The sequence below is a fragment of the Mycobacterium sp. E787 genome, assembly GCF_001668725.1.
Classification (GTDB): domain Bacteria; phylum Actinomycetota; class Actinomycetes; order Mycobacteriales; family Mycobacteriaceae; genus Mycobacterium.
Genome location: NZ_LZKL01000012.1, coordinates 53,355 through 74,972, shown reverse-complemented (window position 1 = coordinate 74,972; position 21,618 = coordinate 53,355). Strand labels below are relative to the sequence as shown.

Sequence of the window (21,618 nt, the reverse complement as noted above, 5' to 3'; positions counted from 1 at the left end):
GTTGACGCCCGCATCATGAGTCTCATGAGTGAAACATCTGACACCCCCACTGAGCGGACTCACACCGCAACTGCACCGGCGCCTGCGGCGGCAACCGCAGCTGCGCTCTACCGCACCCCCCGCGTCTTCATCGCCGCGGCATGGGTCGCCATCGTCGCCGGCGTCGTGTTCATCGTCTCGGTGATCTTCTTCACCGGCATGGCGCTCGGGCATCACGGCGGCGGCATGCACCACCACAAGCACCACGCGGCCTTCATGCACCCGCACCGCTTCGGCGGCCCGGGCGGTCCCGGCGGGCCCGGCGGCCCGGGCGGTGGCCCCGCGGCGGTCCAGGGCGGTGGGCCCGCCTCGGCAACCCCGGGTGCGCCCGGACCCAGCCAGATTCCGTCGTCGGTCGCGCCGTCTCGCACGCCGTAACCGCGGCGGGCCGCTGAACCCTCCACTGATAGCCCGGCGCTCGCACGAGCGCCGGGCTACACAATTCACAGCAACTTTTATCGACGCACCTGTTATCGCGGCTCGCGACGGGGGCATATTCAAGGCATGACCCAAACACCCGAACCGCCAAGGCAACCGACTTCCGTCGCGGCGGGGCCACCCGCTGCTCCGGCGTACGAGCGGGTCAAACCTCCCAGGCTCTACGTGGCCGCCGCGTGGGTGGTGATCGTCGCCGGGATAGTTTTCATTCTCTCGACCATTTTCTTCGCCGGCGCCATGATCGTGGGGTTCGACCACCACTGCTACCACAAACACCATCACGGGATGATGTACGGCCCCGGCGGTCCCGGCGGCCCGGGCGGCCCGGGCGGCCCGGGCGGCGGAGCGTGGCAGTTCGGCGCCGGTGGCCCCGGGACGGTCGTCGGGCCGTGGGGTCCGCCGCCGGGCTTCGGCCCGGGCGGGCCGGGCGGCCCGATCGGTCCGCCGCCCTCGGGCCCGGGTGGTCCGGGTGGGCCGAGCCAGGCTCCGACACCCAGCCCGCCCGCGCCGGCGCCGAACACCCCGGGCAATCCGCGCCCGTAGGCCTGCCCGGCTTTCCGTGCAGCGGCCAAAGTTGTTGGGCCGCTTCGATTTAACCAGGAGGCAGCAAAGATGACGGAACGCTACACGACCACCGACGCCGGCACCCCCGCGCCCAGCGACGACCAATCGTTGACGATCGGCCCCGACGGTCCGATCCTGCTGCAGGATCACTACCTGATCGAGCAGATGGCGATGTTCAACCGGGAACGCATCCCGGAGCGCCAACCGCACGCCAAGGGCGGGGGCGCGTTCGGGCACTTCGAGGTGACCAACGACGTCAGCAGGTTCACCAGGGCCGCGGTGTTCCAGCCGGGCACCAGAACCGAGACGCTGATCAGGTTTTCCACCGTCGCCGGCGAGCGCGGCAGCCCGGACACGTGGCGGGACCCGCGTGGCTTCGCGTTGAAGTTCTACACCACCGAGGGCAACTTCGACATGGTCGGCAACAACACGCCGGTCTTCTTCATGCGCGACCCGCTGAAGTTCCAGCACTTCATCCGGTCCCAAAAGCGCATGCAGGCAACGAATTTGCGTGACAACAACATGCAGTGGGACTTCTGGACGCTGTCGCCGGAGTCGGCGCACCAGGTCACCTGGCTGATGGGCGATCGCGGGATCCCCAAGAGCTGGCGCCACATGAACGGCTACAGCAGCCACACCTACAGCTGGATCAACGCCGCCGGCGAGATCTTCTGGGTGAAGTATCACTTCATCACCGATCAGGGCGTCGACTTCCTGACCCAGGAGGAGGCCGACCACCTGGCCGGTGAGGACGGCGACTACCACCAGCGGGACCTCTACGAGGCGATCGAGCGCGGCGATCACCCGAGTTGGACGCTGAAGATGCAGATCATGCCGTACGAGGAGGCCCGCAACTACCGGTTCAACCCGTTCGACCTGACCAAGGTGTGGCCGCACGGAGACTATCCGCTGATCGACGTCGGGAAGCTGACCCTGGACCGCAACGTCACCGACTACCACACCGAAATAGAGCAGGCGGCCTTCGAGCCCAACAACCTGGTGCCCGGCACCGGGTTGAGCCCGGACAAGATGCTGCAGGCCCGCGGCTTCTCCTACTCCGACGCGCACCGCGCCCGGCTGGGCACCAACTACCGGCAGATCCCGGTCAACTCGCCCAAAGTCGAGGTCAACAGCTACTCCAAGGACGGCGCGATGCGGGTGAAGAACGTCTCCGATCCGGTGTATGCGCCCAATTCCTACGGCGGTCCGCAGGCGGACCCGGCGCGCGCCGCCGAGGTGCGCTGGCACGCCGACGGCGACATGGTCCGCGCCGCGTACACGCTGCATCCCGAGGACGACGACTGGGGCCAGGCCGGCACCATGGTCCGCGAGGTGCTCGACGACGCGGCCCGGGAACGGTTGGCGCACAACATCATCGGGCATGTGTCCAAGGGAGTCAAAGAGCCCGTGCTGTCGCGGGTGTTCGAGTACTGGCGCAATGTCGATCCCGATCTCGGCAAGAAGGTCGAGGAGGGTTTGCGGGCTCAATAATCCGGCGTTCGCTATCGCGCACCCGCCCCTGGCATGATCGAAACCCATGACCATGCGGATCTGGGCCGCGGTGGTGACCGTCGGGGTGGCGGCCGGAACGGCGTCGGGCGTACCCGCGGCGGCCGCTCACCCGTCGGAGCCGGGGGTGGTCAATTACGCCGTCCTTGCCAAGGGGTCCGTCGGCAACATCGTCGGCGGCCCGATGGGCTGGGAGTCGACGTTCACCCAGCCCGTGCAGGGCTATTCGGTCGACGTCCCGGTGTGCAACAACTGGGCCGACATCGGGCTGCCCGAGGTGTTCGACGACCCGGACCTGGCGTCGTTCAACGGGGCGACCACCCAGACGTCGGCCACCGACCAGACCCACTTCGTCAAACAGGCCGTCGGGGTGTTCGCCACCAACGAGGCGGCGGCCCGGGCCTTCCATCGGGTGGTGGACCGGACCGTCGGCTGCTCGGGACAGACCACGGCGATGCATCTGGACAACGGGACCACGCAGGTGTGGTCGTTCGACGGCGGTCCGGCGACGGGTACCGACGCGAACTGGACCAAGCAGGAAGCCGGCACCGACCGGCGGTGCTTCGATCAAACCAGGCTGCGCGAAAACGTGTTGCTGCAGGCCAAGGTCTGCCAGTCTGGCAACGCGGGCCCCGCGGTCAACGTCCTGGCCGGGGCTATGCAGAACGCGCTGGGCCAGTAGCGTGGACCCGCGTACTCGGGTAGGCCGTGACTGGGGAGTCCGGCGGGACGGGAATATGTCGGTGCGATCTGCTAGATGAAGTAGTGGCGATATTTCTCCGCTCGTTGCGCAATCAGCGGTCCGCGTTGTCACCCCGGGCCTCGAAGGGATCGTGATATGACGTCCGCCGCCGTCAGCGCCGCCCAAGCCGAGATGGTCGACGCTGCCGCCGCCGCGAAATACATCGCCGAGGGGTGCCTGATCGATGCGCCGCTGCGGCGTATCGGCCTGGAGCTGGAAGGGCATTGTCACGACCTCGCCGACCCGCATCGTCGGCCGGGCTGGGACGAGATCAGCGACGTGCTCGAGCAGCTGCCCGCCCTGCCGGGCGACAGCGTCGTCACGGTGGAACCCGGCGGCGCCGTCGAGCTGTCCGGCCCGCCCGCCGACGGGGTGGTGGCCGCCACCGCCGCGATGAATCGGGACCAGGCGGTGCTCCGGTCGGCCTTGGCCGACGCCGGGCTGGGTCTCGTCTTCCTCGGGGCCGACCCGCTGCGGCCGCCGAAGCGCATCAACCCGGGACCGCGCTACCGCGCCATGGAGCAGTTCTTCGGCGCCAGCCGATCCGGGGAGGCGGGCTCGGCGATGATGACGTCCACCGCGTCGATTCAGGTCAACGTCGACGCCGGGCCGCGGGAAGGCTGGGCCGCGCGGGTCCGGCTGGCGCACGCCCTGGGCCCCACGATGATCGCGATCTCCGCCAATTCCCCGATGCTGGGCGGCGAGTTCACCGGCTGGGTTTCGACCCGGCAGCGGGTTTGGGGCGACATGGACTCCGCGCGCTGCGGACCGATCCTGGGCGCCAGCGGCGACGACCCGGGCACCGACTGGGCGCGCTACGCGCTCAAGGCCCCGGTGATGCTCGTGCACGACCCCGAAGCGGTGGCCGTCACGCGGTGGGTGCCCTTCGCCGACTGGGTGGACGGCCGGGTGCTGCTCGGCGGCCGGCGCCCGACGATCGCCGACCTGGAATACCACCTGACCACACTGTTCCCGCCCGTGCGCCCCAGGCAGTGGCTGGAGATCCGCTACCTCGACAGCGTCCCGGACGCGTTGTGGCCCGCGGTGGTGTTCACGCTGGTGACGCTTCTCGACGACCCGGTCGCCGCCGACCTCGCGGCCGAGGCCGTCGAGCCGGTGGCCACCGCCTGGGACACCGCCGCCCGGGCCGGCCTGCGCGACCGGCGGCTCTGCGAGGCCGCCAACAAGTGCGTCGCGGTGGCGGCCGAGCGGGCGCCGGCGGAGCTGACCGAGTCGATGCAGCTCCTGCTCAACGGCGTCGAGCAGGGCCGATGTCCGGCCGACGACTTTTCCGACCGGGTCATCGAGCATGGCATCGCGCCGGTGGTGGCGCGGATGGCGCAAGGGGGCGTGTGAGGTCCCGGGAAAGGCTTGCCGACGACTTGGCGCGTGCGCGTGCGCGGACGCTGAGGCTGGTCGATTTCGACGACGACGAGTTGTGGCGGCAGTACGACCCGTTGATGAGCCCGCTGGTGTGGGACCTGGCGCACATCGGTCAACAGGAGGAGTTTTGGCTGCTGCGCGGCGGCGATCCGGCCCGGCCGGGCATGCTGCCGCCGGCGGTCGAAGGGCTCTACGACGCGTTCGAACACTCCCGGGCCAGCCGCGTCGAGCTTCCGCTGCTGTCCCCGGAGCGGGCACGCTCCTATTGCCGCACCGTGCGGTCCGCGGCGCTGGACGCGTTGGACGCACTGCCCGACGACCCCGCCGGTGAGCAGGCCGCCTTCGCCTTCGGGCTGGTGGCCAGCCACGAAAACCAGCACGACGAAACCATGTTGCAGGCGCTGAACCTGCGCACCGGCGCGCCGCTGCTGCACGACGCTTCCCCCCTGCCCGCGGGCCGGCCGGGGGTGGCCGGAACCTCGGTGCTGGTGCCCGGCGGGCCGTTCGTTCTCGGCGTCGACGCCGCGAGCGAACGGTATTCGCTCGACAACGAACGCCCCGCCCACGTCGTGGACGTGCCCGCGTTCCGGATCGGGCGGGTGCCCGTCACCAACGGCGAATGGTCGCAGTTCATCGGCGACGGCGGCTACGACCAGCCGCGGTGGTGGTCCGAGCGAGGCTGGCGGCACCGCCAGAGCGCCGGCCTGACCGCGCCGCAGTTCTGGAGCTCCGACGGGCGCACCCGCACCCGGTTCGGCTACATCGAGGACATCCCCGCCGACGAGCCGGTGCAGCATGTCACCTACTTCGAGGCCGAGGCGTACGCGGCCTGGGCCGGCGCCCGACTGCCCACCGAGGTTGAGTGGGAGAAGGCGTGCGCCTGGGACCCCGCGACGAACACCCGGCGGCGCTATCCATGGGGCGGGCAGGAGCCGTCGGACGCCCTGGCCAACCTGGGTGGCACCGCGCTGCGGCCCGCACCCGTCGGCGCGTATCCGGCCGGCGCATCCGCGTATGGCGCCGAGCAGATGCTGGGCGACGTGTGGGAATGGACCGCCTCGCCGCTGCGGCCCTGGCCGGGTTTCGTCCCGATGATCTACGAGCGTTACTCCCAGCCGTTCTTCGACGGCGACTACCGGGTGCTGCGCGGCGGCTCGTGGGCGGTGGAGGCGGGCATCCTGCGGCCCAGCTTCCGCAACTGGGACCACCCGATCCGGCGCCAGATCTTCTCCGGGGTCCGCTTGGCCTGGGATGTGGGCGACTGATGTGCCGTCACCTGGGCTGGCTCGGCGCCGACGTGAGCGTCGCCTCGCTGGTGCTGGACCCGCCCTTCGGGTTGCGGGTGCAGTCGTACGCCCCGCGCCGCCAGAAGCACGGACTGATGAACGCCGACGGTTGGGGCGTCGGGTTTTTCGATCACGACGTGCCCCGGCGGTGGCGCAGCCCGGCGCCGCTGTGGGGCGACGCGTCGTTCGATTCGATCGCCCCGGCGCTGCGCAGTCACTGCGTGGTGGCCGCGGTGCGCTCGGCGACCGTCGGGATGCCGATCGAGGCGAGTGCCACCGCCCCGTTCACCGACGGTCGGTGGCTGTTGTCGCACAACGGAATCGTCGACCGCGCGGTGCTGGCGCCCACGTCGTCAGCCGAATCATCTTGCGACAGTGCGCTACTCGCGGCCACCATCTTCGAGCGCGGGCTTGACGCGTTGGGCGACACCATCGCCGGAATCGGGGCCGCCGACCCGCTCGCGCGGCTCAACGTGCTGGCCGCCGACGGCTCCCGGCTGCTGGCGACCGTCTGGGGAGACACCATGTCCATCCTGCGCCGCGACGACGGCGTGGTGCTGGCCAGCGAACCGTACGACGATGCGCCCGACTGGGACGACCTGCCCGACCGGCACCTGGTCGAGGTTACCTCGGCGGGGGTCACGCTGGTCCCCCTCAATTTGAAAGGCTCTCTATGACGCTGACGCTGTCCAACCACCTGGCCGCCGATTCCGCGTACCGCGCATTGCGCCGCGACGTGCTCGACGGCCTGCAGCAGACGCCGAAGACCTTGCCGCCCAAGTGGTTCTACGACTCGGTGGGTAGCGACCTGTTCGACCAGATCACCCGGCTGCCCGAGTACTACCCGACCCGCGCCGAGGCCGAGATCCTGCGCGACCGATCGGGCGACGTCGCGGCGGCCAGCGGCGCGGACACCCTCGTCGAGTTGGGCGCCGGCACGTCGGAGAAGACGCGGCAGCTGCTGGACGCGCTGCGTGATCGCGGCGCGCTGCGCGGATTCGTGCCGTTCGATGTCGACGAAAGCGTGCTGTCCGCCACCGCGACGGCCATCCAGCGCGAATACCCGGGCATCGAAATCAACGCCGTCTGTGGGGATTTCGAGGAACACCTGAACGAGATACCCGACGGTGGCCGGCGGTTGTTCGTGTTCTTGGGATCGACGATCGGCAATCTCACGCCCGGGCCGCGCGCTGAGTTCCTGGCCACGCTGGCCGACGTGATGCGGCCCGGGGACAGCCTGCTGCTGGGCACCGACCTGGTCAAGGACACCGAGCGGCTGGTGCGCGCCTACGACGACGACGCCGGGGTCACGGCACGGTTCAACCGCAACGTGCTCGCGGTGATCAACCGGCAACTCGACGCCGATTTCGACGTCGACGCCTACCACCACGTGGCGCGCTGGAACGCCGACGAGGAGCGCATCGAAATGTGGCTGCGGGCCGGCCGGCGCCAGCGGGTGCGGGTCGGCGCAATGGACCTGACCGTCGATTTCGCCGACGGGGAGGAGATGCTCACCGAGGTGTCGTGCAAGTTCCGTCCGGACGGGGTGAGCGCCGAGTTGGCCGGGGCCGGGCTGCGTCGCATCCGGTGGTGGACCGACGGTGCGGGCGACTTCGGGCTGTCGTTGGCGGTTAAGTGACCCAAGATTCGCTGGCCGACCGGTGGCGGGCGGCCCGCCCGCCGGCGGCCGGTTTGCACTTGGACAGCGCGGCCTGCTCCCGCCAGAGCTTCGCGGCGCTCGACGCCGCAGCCAGGCACGCGCTGCACGAGGCAGAAGTCGGCGGCTACGTCGCGGCCGAGGCGGCCGCCCCGGTGCTGGACGCCGGACGCGCGGCGGTGGCGACGCTGTGCGGCCTGCCCGATGCCGAAGTCGTGTTCACCACCGGTTCGCTGCACGCGCTGGATCTGCTGCTTGGCGGCTGGCCGGCCGACCGGCGCACGCTGGCCTGCCTGCCCGGCGAGTACGGCCCCAACCTGGCCGTGATGGCCGCCCACGGGTTCCAGGTGCGCACATTGCCGACCCTGGACGACGGCAGGCTGGCGCTCGACGACGCGGCGCTCCAACTGGAAGAGGACCCACCGGATTTGGTGCACCTCACGCCGTTGGGCAGCCACCGGGGCGTGGTGCAACCCCTTGCCATGGTGGCCACGCTCTGCCGTCAGCTGGGCGTGCCGCTGGTCGTGGATGCCGCACAGGCGTTGGGGCACATCGACTGCGCCGTCGGCGCTGATGTCATGTATTCGTCGTCCCGCAAATGGATCGCCGGACCGCGCGGCGTCGGCGCCATGGCCGTGCGACCCGAGCTGATGGATCGGCTGACGCCGCGGCTGCCGGCACCGCAGTGGGCCTCGGAACTGTCGGTGGCACAGCAGTTCGGCTTCGGGGAGGCCAATGTCGCTGCGCGGGTAGGCTTTTCGGTCGCCGTCGGCGAGCACCTCGCGTGCGGGCCGGAATCGATCCGTGCCCGGCTGGCCGAGCTCGGCCGCATCGCACGCACCGTGCTCACCGATGTCGACGGCTGGGCGGTGGTCGAGGAGGCCCAAGAGCCCAGCGCCATCACGACGCTGGCACCCGTCGACGGGGCCGATCCCGGCGCGGTGCGCGCGTGGCTGCTCGCGGAGCGATGCATCCTGACCACCTATGCGGGGGTGGCGAGGGCGCCACACGAGCTCTCCGCTCCGGTGCTGCGGATCTCGCCCCACGTCGATACCACGGCCGATGACATGGAGACCTTCGCCGAGGCGCTGATCGCGGCCACCGCGGCGACCGGCACTTAGCCCCGGCCGCTTTTCATCGGCTTTGTCCAGGGAACGAAACGGACATCCTGAAAACGATCATTTTCCTTGAGTCGAGTATGGAAACGGCGTATTTTCAACGCTATTGGTAAGCGGCCGAGGCTGATTCAGGCCTCGGCAGCATGCATTGTCCTCCGCTGGATGACTAACTGTTGCGAGGGGGGTGCGACATTAACTTCTTTGTCGCCACCGCAGACCACCGCGTCGTTGGCGAATAGCTCAGCACGAACCGGTGCTCGGCTTGGTGAGCACATGTCTAATTTCGGGTGACCGCCGGTCACCCTCCTAGTGGACCCAGGAGGTCAACATGTCGTTTGTGGTTGCAACGCCGGATCTGGTCCAGGGTGCGGCTGAGGATTTGGCGGGTGTGCGTTCGTCGCTGGCCGAGGCCGCGGCCGCCGCGGCGGGCCCGACGACGGGAATAGCGGCAGCGGCTCAGGACGAGGTATCGGTCGCGATCTCTGCGATATTCGGCAAGTGGGGCCAGGAATTTCAAGCTCTCATCGCGCAAGCGCAGGCGTTCCACCAGCAGTTCGTGTCCTTGATGAACGCGGGCGCGGGCGCCTACGTGGCCGCCGAGGCGACCAACGCCGCACAGGTCGCCGAGCAGGTGGCCGGTGGCGGGCAGGCGGCCGCCGCGGCCGCAGCAGCCCAGGACATCAACCTGCTCGACGGAGTGCTCGACATCAAGACCGGGCCGTTGGGCACCTTGGTCACGCTCGGCACGCCCAGGTTCGCGATACCGCCCGTGAACATTCCTGGAATAAACCTCTCGGCTTTCGGCCTGCCCCCGATATCCATTCCGTCGATAAACATTCCGCCTTTCACGACGCCTCCCATCGGTGTGGGTGCATTCAGCCTGCCGCAGATAACCACTTCCGCCATAGCTGTGCCGCCGATAACCCTGCCGGCGATAACGGTGCCTGGCTTCAGTCTGCCCGCGATCCAAGTTCCCGGCATTGGCCTGCCTGCGGTCACCGTTCCGCAAATCAATTTCCCGCAGATACAATTCCCCGATTTGTTCGTCGGCGGGAACAATCAAACAATCGTCACGGTGAATTCCGGAGTCCTCGGTCTCGTCAGTGTCAACCTGCAGTCGTTCGACATAGTGTCGTCGCTCGGCCTGAATACGCCAGGGTTCATCAAGGGATTCACCATCCCCTCCATTGGCCTCGGCGCATTCACCATCCCCCCGATCGGCCTTTCCGGGTTCACGATTCCGGCCATCGGCCTTTCGGGTTTCACCATCCCGCCCGTCACCATCCCGCCCATCAATTTGAGCGCCTTCACCCTGCCGCCGATCAGCGAGCCCGGATTCACCACGCCGCCGTTGACCATCCCGACCGTCGGCATCGGCGGCTTCAGCCTGCCCAACATCTTCATCCCCAGCATCACCATCGAATCCGTGCCGCTCGCCCAGTTCGCGATCCCGCCACTGTGACCGGCTAGTTCAGCACGCTGGGCGGGGGCGCCGCCGGGTAACGGCTACCCGACGCCCGAAGGTTTCAGCCGGCCTTGTGCGCCGTGAGCAGATAGGCCGGCAGCTTCATCCGGCCCTTCTCGTCGTGGTCGTGTGGCGGGAATTCGAAAGGGGCGCCCGGGATCTGGGGAATGTTCGCGTGGATGTAAGCGGGCCGGATCTCGTCGATCGCCCAGTACTTGCTCACTGCGGCGCCCAACTCCTCCTCGTCGACCTCGTTGGGCTTCGGCTCCATCTCGGCTGGGAAGGCGCCCTTGGCGAACACCAGCACGAAATAGCCGGCCCCCGGCGCCGCCGCCCGGTGGATCGAGCTCAGGTAGCCGTCGCGGCCCTCCACGGGCAGCGAGTGGAAAAGTGTGCTGTCAACGATCGTATTGAACCGGTCGTCATACCCGGTGAATGAGGTGATGTCGGCCTGCACGAAGCTGGCGGTGGTCAGGCCGCGTTCTTGTGCCGCCCGAGTGGCCGCCGCCACGGCGGTCGGGGTGAGGTCGATGCCGACCACGGTGTAGCCCTGCGCCGCCAGCGCCAGCGACAGCTCGGCGAACCCGCATCCGGCGTCCAGCACGTCGCTGCGAAACTTGCCGGCCGCGATCAGCGCCGCCAATTCCGGTTGCGGCTCACCGATGTTCCACGGTGGCGGGCCTTCGAATTCCCCCTCTTCGCGGTAGGCACCGTCCCAGTCCATGATGTCGGACGACATGGTTCCCCCTAGCGTTCCTCTAGATCCCAGGTGTGCACCGGCTCGTTGGCGTGCATGTGCTCGCAATACCGTCGCAGCATCTCGGCCAGGGCCGCGGGCCGGCTCATACCGCCGTCCTCCAGCCTACGCACGGTGGACACCTGCCAGGTCGCCCCGTTGCGGCCGGCGCGGGCGCGGCCCTCGATCACGCCGAGGAAGCGGTCGCGCACCTCGGCGTCCACGCCCCAGCGGCGCAACCCGTCGTCGGCGATCGGCAGCAGCGTGTCGAGGACCAGTTCGCGGGCCGTCACCTTGCCCACCCCGGGCCAGAGCAACTCCGCGTCGATGCCGTTGCGGGCCGCCTCGAGGAAATTCGCCCGTGCCACAAGGAAACCCATCCTGGTCCACAGCGGGTTCTCGTCTTCGGCCAGGCCGCGCAGCACCCCGTAGTAGAAGGCGGCATTGCCGAGCATGTCGACGACCGTCGGCCCGGCCGGCAGCACCCGGTTCTCCAGCCGCAGGTGCGGGCTCCCGTCGACCACGTCGTACACCGGCCGGTTCCACCGGTACACGGTGCCGTTGTGCAGGCGCAATTCGGCGAGACGCGGGGTGCGCCCGGCGGCGAGCTCGGCGACGGGGTCTTCGTCCGACACCTCGGGCAGCAGGGACGGGAAGTACTCGACGTTCTCGTGGTACAGGTCGAGCACGGAGGTGATCCATCGCTCACCGAACCACACGCGGGGTCGCACGCCCTGCGCCTTCAATTCCTCCGGCCGGGTGTCGGTGGACTGCGAGAACAATTCGATGCGGGTCTCCGACCACAGCTGATGGCCGAAGAAATAGGGGGAGTTGGCCGCCATGGCCAGCTGCGCTCCGGCCAGCACCTGAGCCGCGTTCCAGCTGGCCGCGAATTCCTCAGGAGCCAGCTGCAAGTGCAATTGCATGCTGGTGCAAGCGGATTCGGGCGCAATGGTCGCGGCGCGCCAGCTCAGCGGCTCCGGACCGGAGATGTTGATCGGGATGTCCTCGCCGCGGGCGGAAAAGATCGAATCGTTGAGCGCGGCGTACCGCATCGACTCGCTCATCCAGTTGTCGCTGAGATGCTCCGGCATCAGTGTGGGCAGGATGCCGATCATCACGATGTGGGCGCCTCCGGAGTTGGCCTTGAGCTCGGCGTCGTTGAGGCTGGCCCGCACCTCGGCCTCCAGTTCCAAGCCGGTGTGTCCGGGCAAAGGCCGCGGCGGCACGTTGAATTCGATGTTGTAGGCGCCCAATTCGGTCTGGTACGCCGGATCCGCGATGGCGTCCAGCACGACACGATTCGACATCGCCGGCTGGTAGTCGGCGTCGACGAGATTGCACTCGATTTCCATGCCGGTGAGCGGCCGGTCCGCGTCGAAGCGCGATTGCGCGAGCATCGTCTCGAAGACGTTCAGGCACAACCGCACCTTGCGCCGGTATTCCTCGCGCTGTGCGCGGTCGTACGTGGTGCGCTTGACCTCTTCGCCCACACCGCCGATGGAACAGGTTTACCGGCCCTAACGCAAGGCCGACAGGCTGACCTGTGCGGACGGTCGCCGGTCGGGTAGACCATCATGGACGTGGACGTGTCGCTCGGGTGGAGGAGAGCTAGTTGGCCGGGTCCGCTGAATTCGTAGCCGCCATCGATCAGGGCACCACGAGCACCCGGTGCATGATCTTCGATCACGACGGCGCCGAAGTGGCCCGCCATCAACTCGAGCACGAGCAGCTCATGCCCCGCGCCGGCTGGGTCGAGCACGACCCGGTGGAGATCTGGGAGCGGACGTCGTCGGTGCTGATGTCGGTGTTGAACCGGGCCAACCTGTCTTCTAAGGACCTTTCGGCCCTGGGAATTACGAATCAGCGGGAGACGACGCTGGTGTGGAACCGGCGCACCGGACGGCCGTATTACAACGCGATCGTCTGGCAGGACACCCGCACCGACCGGATCGCGTCGGCGCTGGAGCGAGACGGCCGCGGCGAGGTGATCCGGCGGAAGGCAGGGCTGCCGCCGGCCACTTATTTCTCGGGCGGCAAGCTGCAATGGATCCTGGAAAACGTCGACGGGGTCCGCGAGGCCGCCGAATCCGGCGACGCCCTGTTCGGCACCGCCGACACGTGGGTGCTGTGGAATCTGACCGGAGGTCCGCGGGGCGGCGTGCACGTCACCGACGTCACCAACGCCAGCCGCACGATGCTGATGAACCTCGAGACGCTGGACTGGGACGACGAGCTGTTGTCGTTCTTCTCCATCCCACGCGCGATGCTGCCGGCGATCGCGCCGTCGTCGCCGCTGCAGCCCTACGGCGTCACGCTGGAGACCGGACCTGTGGGCGGCGAGGTGGCGATCACCGGTGTCCTGGGCGACCAGCATGCGGCGATGGTCGGTCAGGTGTGCCTGGCCGAGGGGGAGGCTAAAAACACCTACGGCACGGGAAATTTCCTGCTGCTCAACACCGGTGAGACGATCGTGCGGTCGAACAACGGTCTGTTGACCACAGTCTGCTACCAGTTCGGTGACGCCAAACCCGTTTACGCGCTCGAGGGTTCGATCGCGGTCACCGGTTCGGCGGTGCAGTGGCTGCGCGATCAGCTGGGCATCATCAGCGGTGCCGCACAGAGCGAATCGCTGGCTCGCCAGGTTCCCGACAACGGCGGGGTGTATTTCGTGCCGGCGTTTTCCGGTCTGTTCGCCCCCTACTGGCGATCGGATGCCCGCGGCGCGATCGTGGGGCTGTCGCGGTTCAACAGCAACGCGCATGTCGCTCGCGCGACGCTGGAGGCGATCTGCTACCAGAGCCGCGACGTGGTGGATGCGATGAAGGCCGATTCCGGTGTGGCCCTTGAGGTTTTGAAGGTCGACGGCGGCGTCACGGGCAACGATTTGTGCATGCAGATCCAGGCGGACGTGCTGGGCGTGGACGTGGTGCGGCCGGTGGTCGCCGAGACCACCGCGCTCGGCGCCGCGTACGCGGCGGGGCTGGCGGTCGGGTTCTGGGCGGATCCGTCCGACCTGCGGGCCAACTGGCAGGAGGACAAGCGCTGGACCCCGACGTGGGATGACGACCAGCGCACCGCGGGGTATGCGGGGTGGCGAAAGGCCGTGCAGCGAACCCTGGACTGGGTCGACGTGACCTAGCTGTTGGCCGCGAGCGTGCGCGTCTGCACGGCGACACGCCGTGCGTGCCGTCATTCCGCGCACGCTCGCGGCCGATAGACGTCAGTCCTCGCCCAGGATGCCGTAGACCTCGCGGCGGGCATTGTTGAGGATCTCGACGATGCGCTGCTGCTGCTCGGCGGTGGCGGTGTGCGCGGATTGCGCGACCGCGCCGAACAACTGGCCGATCGCCGCTCGCAGGTTGACCTGGCCGGGGTCGGCGCCCTCGGCGATCTCCTCCCACGGTGGGGTCTCGATCTTCTCGGCCGCCGCGCGGCCCTCGTCGGTCAGCGTGAAAAGCTTTTTGCTGCCGTCGGTTTCGCTTGCGGTGATGAGGCCTTCGTCGTCCAGCAACTGCAGCGTCGGGTACACCGACCCGGGGCTGGGCCGCCAGATGCCGTTGCTGCGCTCGGCGAGCTGCTGGATCATTTCGTAGCCGTGCATCGGCCGCTCGGTCAGCAGCGCCAGGATGGCCGCTCGCACGTCACCGCGGCGTCCGCGACCGCGGCCGCCACGACGCCACCCGCCGCGCCGGCCGCCCGGGCCGAAGCCGAACCCGGGGCCGAAACCCGGCCCGAAGCCCGGGCCGAATCCCGGGCCGAAGCCGGGGCCGAACTGGTCGCCGGCGTGGTCGCGGAGGTGTCCACGGAATTCCCGGCGGGCCTGACGCCGGGCGTCGTGCAGGGCGCGCCGGTCCACCGGGCCGGGGGCGAAACCGAATCCGAAACCGGGCCGGCCGGCGAATGGTCCCTCGGGGGGAGTGAAGGGGTTGGTCATTGTTTGTGGTCCTTACGTAGTGGGGAAACGCACCGGTCGTGCGCTTACGGATTATCACGATATATCGTAAACTAACGCGATGCAACAAGATATTCCGACTGCCGCGAAAGTCGCCGGTTACCGCGGGCTGACCTGCCCTAACGGCGATCTAGCCGGGCCGCTACGGCGCGGTTTGCATCCGCAGAACCGCGGGTAGGAACTGTGGGATGGACGCAAACAACAACCTGACCGTCGGCGCAGGAGCCCGGAGCGGGGCCGATCCCGCGCGGGGCGACGCCGGCCGCGGCCGCAACGCGTGGCCCTGGGTCAACTGGGCGTTGGCGCTCGCGACGGTGCCCGCCGCGGCCATCGTCATGCTGTTCGCGCTCGGCGCGGTGATGAGCACCGACGGATGCAGCGACCACAATTGCCCCAACCTGGGTCGCGGCGGCATCGATTTCGGCGTCGCGTTCTACGGCGCACCCGTGGTGGCTTTCGTCGTTCTTGTTGTCTCGTTCTTCACCGCAAAGCGTCGCGGCGGCATCGCGGTTCCGCTGGTCGGCTGGGCGCTGTTGGTCCTCGACGTCGCCCTGATGGCGGCGGCCGTCTCTGGCTAGGCCGGCTTCGCCGCGCTACGGCTCAGACCGGCGGCGAAAAGCCGCCGGTCGCCGGTCCCGCCTGCGGGCGCGCCGCCTCCGGCTGGTGTGGCGGCGCGGGCGCCGGTGGCGCGGTCGGCCAAGGGGGCGGACCCGGCGCCGGCCAGGGTCCGGCGGGAGGCATTGCCGGGCGGAGCCGCGCCAGCTCACGGCGATGTCGCTCGGCGAGCACGGCGGCGAGCACCAGCTCCGGCGGGGCGCCGGGAGGCGGTGGCGGAGCGATCCGCGAAACGACGTCACCCGCGACTCGGTACGCCATCTGTTGACGTAGCTGGCGGTCGAGTTGCGGTGCGCGGGAAAGGAATTGGCGCGCAACCTCCGCCCGGCCGGCGTCCAGGCCGGACAACTGCAGCGAGGAAGCCCACCACGCCAGCGGCGGCGGCATCACCGGCGGTGGATCGGATCGCGGCCCGCGTTCGCTGATCACCACCGTGCCGGCGAAGATGTCGCCGATGCGCTTTGCCTTCGGCGACAAGATGCTGCAGATGACGGCGGGACTCCCCGCGAGCATCCAGATCTCGACCACCGAGGCCAGCGCGCGAAACAGCGCCTGCCGGAAGCGTTCCGGGCCTCCGTCGTCGGACACCACTCGCAGGCCCATCACCATCTTGCCGACCGAGCGCCCCCGCGAGGCGGTTTCGAACACCAACGGATACCCGACGATCACCAGCACCGTGAAGATGAGCAGGATGGCGGCGCTCAGCGCGCTGTCGAACTGGGTGAGGGTGGCCGCCCACAACATCAGGCCGAGCAGATAACCGACAAAGATCACCGCGATGTCGATCAGTGCGCCCACCGCCCGCACCGGCAACTGGGCGATCTGCACATCGAGCACCACGGCGTCCCCGGTCACCACCTCCGACATAACACCGAACGGTACAGGCCGATTAGGCTGCGCAGGGTGGACGTCGACGCATTCGTGCTGACCCATCGCGGAACGTGGGACCGGCTCGACCAATTGGTCAAGAGGCGGCGGTCCCTGACCGGTGCCGAGGTCGACGAACTCGTCGAGCTCTACCAGCGGGTGTCCACGCACCTCTCGATGCTGCGGTCGGCATCGTCGGACTCGCTGCTGATCGGCCGGCTCTCCAGCCTGGTCGCGCGCGCCCGCTCCGCGGTGACCGGCGCGCACGCGCCGCTGAGCAGCACGTTCGCCCGGTTTTGGACGGTCTCGTTTCCGGTGGTCGCGTACCGGACGTGGCGGTGGTGGGCCGGCACGGCGGTGGCCTTCTTCGCAGTCGTGGTGGTCATCGCGATCTGGGTGGCCGTCAATCCGGAGGTGCAGTCCGCCCTCGGAACACCAAGCGACATAGACGAATTGGTCAATCACGATGTGGCGTCGTATTACAGCGAACACCCCGCCGCGGCGTTCGCATTGCAGGTGTGGACCAACAACTCCTGGGTATCGGCGCAATGCATCGCGATGTCGGTCGTGTTGGGGCTGCCGATCCCGCTCATCCTGTTCAACAACGCCGCCAACCTGGGGCTGATCGCGGGGCTGATGTTCCAGGCCGGCAAGGGCGGCATCCTGTTGGGGCTGTTGGCCCCGCACGGACTGCTGGAGCTGACGGCGGTATTCCTGGCGGGGGCAACGGGGATGCGGTTGGGCTGGTCGGTGATTTCGCCCGGGGACCGGCCGCGCGGGCAGGTGCTCGCCGAACGGGGCCGTGGCGTGGTCTCGGTCGCCGTCGGCCTGGCGGTGGTGTTGCTGGTCTCGGGGTTGATCGAAGCGTTGGTGACGCCGTCCCCGTTGCCGACGTTCGTGCGGGTGGGCGTCGGCGTCATCGCCGAGGCGGCATTCCTGTCGTACATCGTGTATTTCGGTCGCCGGGCGGCCCGGGCCGGTGAGACCGGCGACGTGGAAGACGCGCCCGACGTCGTGCCGACCGGGTAGCCAACCCAACCGAAAGCTAAAGCCGGCCGGTGGCTTTCATCGCCAGGTAGTGGTCGGCAAGGGTGGGCGCGATCTCGGTGGGCGGGGCGTCGACGACGTCCACCCCGCCGTGGCGCAGCCGCGTCGCGATCGCGCGCCGATCGTTGCGGGAGCGTTCGGCGGCCGCCGCGTCGTAGACGGCCGCCGCGTCCGCGCGCCCCGCCGCCATCTGGTCGACGCGCGGATCGCCGACGGCGGCGATCATCACGTGATGTTTGGCCGACAGCCGGGGCAGCACCGGCACCAGGCCCTCGTCCAGGGCGGTCGCGTTGAGGTCGGTCAGCAGCACCACCAGCGAACGGCGCCTGGTGCGCCGCAGAACGGCGGCAACCATTGCCCGCCAATCGGGTTCGAGCAGCGCCGGCTGCAGCGGGGCCATGGCATCGACCAGTTGGGCGAGCAGTTCGGTGCGCGACGCGCCGAACACACCGGCGCGGCTCACCCGGTCGTGGGCGAGGAAGTCGACGTGATCACCGGCCCGCGACGCGAGCGCCGCCAGCAGCAGCGCGGCGTCCATCGCCCAGTCCAGCCGGGGCCAGCCGGCCGGGTCGGTGGCCGTCGGGTCGACCCCGACGCGGCCCGCCGCCGTGCGCCCGGTGTCGAGCACGATGACCACGCGCCGGTCGCGTTCCGGCCGCCAGGTGCGAACGACGACGTCTGCGCGCCGCGCGGTCGCTCGCCAGTCGATCGAGCGCACGTCGTCGCCGACGACATACTCGCGCAGGGAATCGAATTCGGTTCCCTGACCGCGTATCAGGGTGGGCAAGAGGCCGTCGATCTCCCGCAGTTTGGCCAGCCGCGACGGCAGGTGCTTGCGCGACAAGAACGGCGGCAGCACCCGCACCTGCCCGGGCACCGACTGCGAACCCTGCCGTCCGGCCAGGCCCAGCGGCCCGATCGATCGGGCGGTGACCCGGGCCGCGCGCTGATCGCCGCGGCGAACCGGTCGCAGCCGGGTCTGCACGCGCCGGTGTTCCCCGGCGGGGACGTTGAGGGAATGACTGCGCGGTTCGGCCCGCGCGCTGGGCGGCCAGGCGTCGCGCACCTGCCCGCGGAACCGGCGGCGACCGTCGTTGTGAATCACCAGGTCGACGTCCACCTGCTGGGCGAGGCGGGCCGAGCAGTCCGGCGAACGGACGTAGCGCAGCCCGCGGGTGCTGGCCGCCAGCGCCGCGTCGACGACGACCACCGTCGCCAGGGCCGCGAGCAGAATCACGAAAGCCCTTGCGGGCCAGGGTGATGCCGCGATGGGCAGGACGCAGATCAGCGCCACCAACCCGGTACGTCCGGTCACGATCATCTAGCGCGGCACCGGAACCGACGCCAGAATCCCGTCGAGCACGCCGTCGGGCGTGGCCCCTTCGAGCTCGGCCTCCGGGCGCAGCATCACCCGATGCCGCAGCGTCGGGCGGGCCATGGCCTTGACGTCGTCGGGGGTGACGTAGCTGCGGCCGGACAGCCACGCCCAGGAGCGGGCGGTGCCCAGCAGCGCCGTCGCCCCGCGCGGTGACACCCCCAGCTGCAGCGCCGGGGACGAGCGCGTGGCCCCGACGATGTCGACGATGTAGCCCAGCACCTCGTCGGCGACCAGGACCTGTTGCACGGCGTGCCGCCCGGCGGCCAGCTCGGACGGCCCGGCCACCGGCTTGATCGCCGACAGGTCGCGGGGATCGAAGCCGTGCGCGTGCCGGGCCAGGATGGCGATCTCCGCGTCGCGCGCGGGCAGCGTTACGTTCAGCTTGAGCAAAAAGCGATCCAATTGGGCTTCGGGCAGCTGATAGGTGCCCTCGTATTCGATCGGGTTCTGCGTCGCGGCGACGATGAACGGGTCGGGCAGCGGCTTCGCCTCGCCTTCCACGCTGACCTGGCGCTCTTCCATCGCCTCGAGCAGCGCGGCCTGCGTCTTGGGCGGGGTGCGGTTGATCTCGTCGGCCAGCAGCAGGTTGGTGAACACCGGGCCGCGGCGGAATTCGAATGCGGCGGTGCGGGTGTCATAGACCAGCGAACCCGTCACGTCGCCGGGCATCAGGTCGGGCGTGAACTGCACCCGCTTGAACTCCAGTTGCAGGGCGGCCGCAAGCGACCGCACCAGCAGCGTCTTCGCCACTCCCGGAACACCTTCCAGCAGCACGTGGCCCCGGCAGAGCAGCGCGATCACCAAGCCGCTGACTACGCCCTCCTGCCCGACGACGGCCTTGGCCAGCTCGGTTCGCAACGCCAGCAGCGCCTCGCGCGCCGAATCGGCTTCGGTCCCGGAACGATGCGGCCCCGAAGGGGGGTTACTCCCCTGCGGTGCGGGGACCCCACCCGCTTGCGGGGGAGAGCCGGACGACTCAGGATCAGGCGTCTGGGCGGGAGATGGTTGCGTCACGTGTGTGTGACCTGCCTTTCGATGTCGTCGAGCACACGGGCAAGGTGTAACAGGTCGTGGTCGGTGGCCGGCGGCGGCCCGAACAGGTGGTAGGAGACGAATCCCGCGTCGGCGCCGCAGCGTTGGGCCACGGTGGTCACCACCACCGGCGCGGGCGCACCCGGGCCCAGGCCCAGGCGGGGCAGCAGCCGCTGCACGGTGGCGGTGCGCAAAGCCGCGGCGGCGCGATCCCGTGCCCGCCGGGACCGGTAGAGCCGGGCGCGGCCCTCGACGGTCTCCGACGCGCGGACCACCACGGGCAATTCCTCGGCCACCAGCGGGCCGGGCCGCCGGCCCTTCCACAATGCGACCAGCAGCACGACCAGGCACAGCTGCCAGACGATCCAAATGACGTTCTCCGGGATCAAGTCGAAAACTGATGAGGGCGACGCTGTTTCGCCCTCAACGCGGTGGGGTGCGTACCAGATGAGGCGGGGCCGGTCGCCCGCGAGGTTCATCGCCAGGGCGGCGTTGCCGGACTGCAACAGGCTCCCGTTGGTCATGAAGTCGGTGTTGCCGACCGCCGTGACGGTCCGCCCGTTCTCGCGATACCGGATCAGCACCCCGTCGTAGCAGCTGGTCATCGTCCGCGCATCGGTGGCCTTATAGGTGTCGCTCGGCCCGAACCGAACCGATCCGGCGCGATTCGCCTCGCGCAGAGTGCAATTCGGGTTGCTGTCAAAGGAGATGCTGCCCACCGCCATTCGCACCCCCGGCATCAGCGCTTCGCGGGTTCGCGCCGTCGGTTCCACCAGCAGCAGATCACCGGGGACCTTCGCCAGCCGGTCCAGCAGCGCGGGGTCGGTGAGGAACTGGCTCTGCGCCACCAGGATTTGCGTGCCGGGCCGGGCCGCTTGCTCGACGTCGCCGACGGTGCCGGCGACCACCACCTCGACCCCGCCGTCGCGCAGCAGCGTCACCAGCGCGTGCGCCCCGTCGGGGGAGGTCGATTCCGCATCCATCCGGGCCCCGGGCCGCGGTGCGCTGAGGTAGGCGCCCACGCCGGCGATGACCGCCAGCACCACAATGGTGAGAAGCACCCCGGCCCACGGCCGCCACCGCCGCGCCGCCGACCCGGTCCCGGCTGCCCGAGGGGTCCCGATGCTTGCCGTCACCGGACCTGGGCCCATGCTTCGGTCGCCGCGGGCTGCCCCGCCGTCGCGGGGGCGGCCGGCCCGCGTGACCGCAGGTGGTCGTCGAGGGCCGCGATCATCCGGTAAGCGGCCTCGGTGCCGGGCCGCTCACCGTAGGTCACGTCATTGAAAGCCGTTGCGGCCTCGGATAATTCGCTCGACAGGTGGGGGAGCGCGGCGCCGGCGTCCCGGGCCAGCTCGTTGGCGGTGCGGCCCAGGGCCGGTTCCAGGACGCCGCTCTCCTCGAGCTGACGCGCGACGGCGCGCAGCCGGTGCCGAATCGCGGCCGACCAGTTGCCCTCTGCCGCAAAGCTTTCGGCGGTGGCGCGATGCTGGGCGGCGGTGAGCTGGGCGGCCTCGAACAACCGGTAGTCGCCGCCGCGGTTGGTCCGCATGGTGCGTCGTGCGACGTGGATGGCGACCACCACCGCGACGGCCATCAGGACCAGGAGCACGGTGGTGGTGAACCATCCGCCCGGTATCTTCGCGGTCTTCTCGAGGAGCCGGTACAGCTGCTCGTTGACCCACTCGGCGAATTGGCGGGCCGCGGAGTCCTTGGAATAGATCGGCTTGTTAAGTTCGATCTGCGCGGCCTGATGGGCCGCATCGCGGTCGATGTCGATCGAAGGCACG

General features: G+C 69.3%; 21 protein-coding genes. 13 read left to right on the top strand and 8 right to left on the bottom strand.

From position 1 onward, the window contains the following. The first annotated feature begins 15 nt into the window (after window positions 1–15). The 10 genes from A5705_RS00980 to A5705_RS28940 all read left to right on the top strand — a co-directional run bounded on the left by A5705_RS00980 (window position 16) and on the right by A5705_RS28940 (window position 10,198). The gene (locus A5705_RS00980; RefSeq protein ID WP_156738464.1) at window positions 16–417 is read left to right on the top strand and encodes a hypothetical protein; all 402 of its coding nucleotides are present in this window, start codon (window positions 16–18) and stop codon (window positions 415–417) included. A 126-nt stretch (window positions 418–543) separates the two neighbouring features. Beyond that, window positions 544–1,020 carry a hypothetical protein gene (locus A5705_RS00975; protein ID WP_068274641.1) on the top strand — a complete coding sequence of 159 codons (477 nt, stop codon included), beginning with the start codon at window positions 544–546 and terminating at the stop codon, window positions 1,018–1,020. 69 nt (window positions 1,021–1,089) lie between these two features. After that, complete coding sequence (locus A5705_RS00970; protein WP_067881770.1) at window positions 1,090–2,532, top strand: catalase; 1,443 nt, start codon at window positions 1,090–1,092, stop codon at window positions 2,530–2,532. A gap of 52 nt (window positions 2,533–2,584) precedes the next feature. Next, window positions 2,585–3,232 (top strand): sensor domain-containing protein, encoded by a 648-nt coding sequence (locus tag A5705_RS00965; protein ID WP_156738472.1) that lies wholly within the window; start codon window positions 2,585–2,587, stop codon window positions 3,230–3,232. Between the two features lie 156 nt (window positions 3,233–3,388). Continuing rightward, the gene (egtA, locus tag A5705_RS00960; RefSeq protein ID WP_067881764.1) at window positions 3,389–4,648 is read left to right on the top strand and encodes an ergothioneine biosynthesis glutamate--cysteine ligase EgtA; all 1,260 of its coding nucleotides are present in this window, start codon (window positions 3,389–3,391) and stop codon (window positions 4,646–4,648) included. Beyond that, on the top strand, window positions 4,645–5,940 hold the full coding sequence (gene egtB, locus A5705_RS00955; RefSeq protein WP_068274638.1) for an ergothioneine biosynthesis protein EgtB: 1,296 nt from the start codon (window positions 4,645–4,647) through the stop codon (window positions 5,938–5,940). The genes egtA and egtB overlap by 4 nt, the downstream gene beginning before the upstream one ends. Then, complete coding sequence (gene egtC / locus A5705_RS00950; protein ID WP_067881758.1) at window positions 5,940–6,638, top strand: ergothioneine biosynthesis protein EgtC; 699 nt, start codon at window positions 5,940–5,942, stop codon at window positions 6,636–6,638. The genes egtB and egtC overlap by 1 nt, the downstream gene beginning before the upstream one ends. Beyond that, entirely contained in the window at window positions 6,635–7,600 is a 966-nt protein-coding gene (gene egtD, locus A5705_RS00945; RefSeq protein ID WP_068274635.1) for an L-histidine N(alpha)-methyltransferase, read from the top strand. The genes egtC and egtD overlap by 4 nt, the downstream gene beginning before the upstream one ends. Further along, the gene (egtE, locus tag A5705_RS00940) at window positions 7,597–8,739 is read left to right on the top strand and encodes an ergothioneine biosynthesis PLP-dependent enzyme EgtE (RefSeq protein WP_068274632.1); all 1,143 of its coding nucleotides are present in this window, start codon (window positions 7,597–7,599) and stop codon (window positions 8,737–8,739) included. Before egtD ends, egtE begins: the two co-directional genes overlap by 4 nt. A 325-nt stretch (window positions 8,740–9,064) precedes the next feature. Then, window positions 9,065–10,198, top strand: coding sequence for a PE family protein (locus A5705_RS28940; protein ID WP_082956216.1), 1,134 nt, complete (start codon window positions 9,065–9,067; stop codon window positions 10,196–10,198). Window positions 10,199–10,262: 64 nt separating this feature from the next. Here the strand turns inward: A5705_RS28940 and A5705_RS00930 are convergent, their stop codons facing one another. Both A5705_RS00930 and A5705_RS00925 read right to left on the bottom strand, forming a co-directional pair. Continuing rightward, window positions 10,263–10,940, bottom strand: coding sequence for a class I SAM-dependent methyltransferase (locus A5705_RS00930; protein ID WP_067881745.1), 678 nt, complete (start codon window positions 10,938–10,940; stop codon window positions 10,263–10,265). Between the two features lie 8 nt (window positions 10,941–10,948). Beyond that, window positions 10,949–12,430 (bottom strand): glutamate-cysteine ligase family protein, encoded by a 1,482-nt coding sequence (locus A5705_RS00925; RefSeq protein ID WP_068274624.1) that lies wholly within the window; start codon window positions 12,428–12,430, stop codon window positions 10,949–10,951. 122 nt (window positions 12,431–12,552) lie between these two features. Between A5705_RS00925 and glpK the strand changes: the two genes are divergently transcribed. Then, entirely contained in the window at window positions 12,553–14,079 is a 1,527-nt protein-coding gene (gene glpK / locus A5705_RS00920; protein ID WP_068274621.1) for a glycerol kinase GlpK, read from the top strand. 81 nt (window positions 14,080–14,160) lie between these two features. Here glpK and A5705_RS00915 read toward each other — a convergent pair whose 3' ends face one another. Next, complete coding sequence (locus A5705_RS00915; RefSeq protein ID WP_068274618.1) at window positions 14,161–14,874, bottom strand: PadR family transcriptional regulator; 714 nt, start codon at window positions 14,872–14,874, stop codon at window positions 14,161–14,163. A 206-nt stretch (window positions 14,875–15,080) separates the two neighbouring features. Between A5705_RS00915 and A5705_RS00910 the strand changes: the two genes are divergently transcribed. Continuing rightward, window positions 15,081–15,470 (top strand): hypothetical protein, encoded by a 390-nt coding sequence (locus A5705_RS00910; RefSeq protein ID WP_067881732.1) that lies wholly within the window; start codon window positions 15,081–15,083, stop codon window positions 15,468–15,470. Window positions 15,471–15,492: 22 nt separating this feature from the next. Here A5705_RS00910 and A5705_RS00905 read toward each other — a convergent pair whose 3' ends face one another. Beyond that, a complete protein-coding gene (locus tag A5705_RS00905) occupies window positions 15,493–16,374 on the bottom strand; it encodes an RDD family protein (RefSeq protein ID WP_068274615.1) in 882 nt (293 codons plus the stop codon). A gap of 36 nt (window positions 16,375–16,410) precedes the next feature. Here A5705_RS00905 and A5705_RS00900 point away from each other — a divergent pair, with 36 nt between their 5' ends. Next, a complete protein-coding gene (locus A5705_RS00900) occupies window positions 16,411–17,403 on the top strand; it encodes a stage II sporulation protein M (RefSeq protein WP_068274612.1) in 993 nt (330 codons plus the stop codon). A gap of 16 nt (window positions 17,404–17,419) precedes the next feature. On the opposite strand, the gene A5705_RS00895 is transcribed toward A5705_RS00900, so the two are convergent. From A5705_RS00895 to A5705_RS00880, 4 genes are read right to left on the bottom strand one after another with little or no spacing between them, the layout of a single operon-like run. Continuing rightward, the gene (locus A5705_RS00895) at window positions 17,420–18,742 is read right to left on the bottom strand and encodes a DUF58 domain-containing protein (RefSeq protein WP_067881718.1); all 1,323 of its coding nucleotides are present in this window, start codon (window positions 18,740–18,742) and stop codon (window positions 17,420–17,422) included. Further along, window positions 18,743–19,813, bottom strand: coding sequence for a MoxR family ATPase (locus A5705_RS00890; protein WP_156762987.1), 1,071 nt, complete (start codon window positions 19,811–19,813; stop codon window positions 18,743–18,745). It lies immediately after the preceding gene. Beyond that, complete coding sequence (locus tag A5705_RS00885; RefSeq protein WP_067881715.1) at window positions 19,810–20,982, bottom strand: DUF4350 domain-containing protein; 1,173 nt, start codon at window positions 20,980–20,982, stop codon at window positions 19,810–19,812. The genes A5705_RS00890 and A5705_RS00885 overlap by 4 nt, the downstream gene beginning before the upstream one ends. Then, on the bottom strand, window positions 20,964–21,617 hold the full coding sequence (locus A5705_RS00880) for a DUF4129 domain-containing protein (RefSeq protein ID WP_068274609.1): 654 nt from the start codon (window positions 21,615–21,617) through the stop codon (window positions 20,964–20,966). Before A5705_RS00880 ends, A5705_RS00885 begins: the two co-directional genes overlap by 19 nt. Window position 21,618 lies beyond the last annotated feature (1 nt).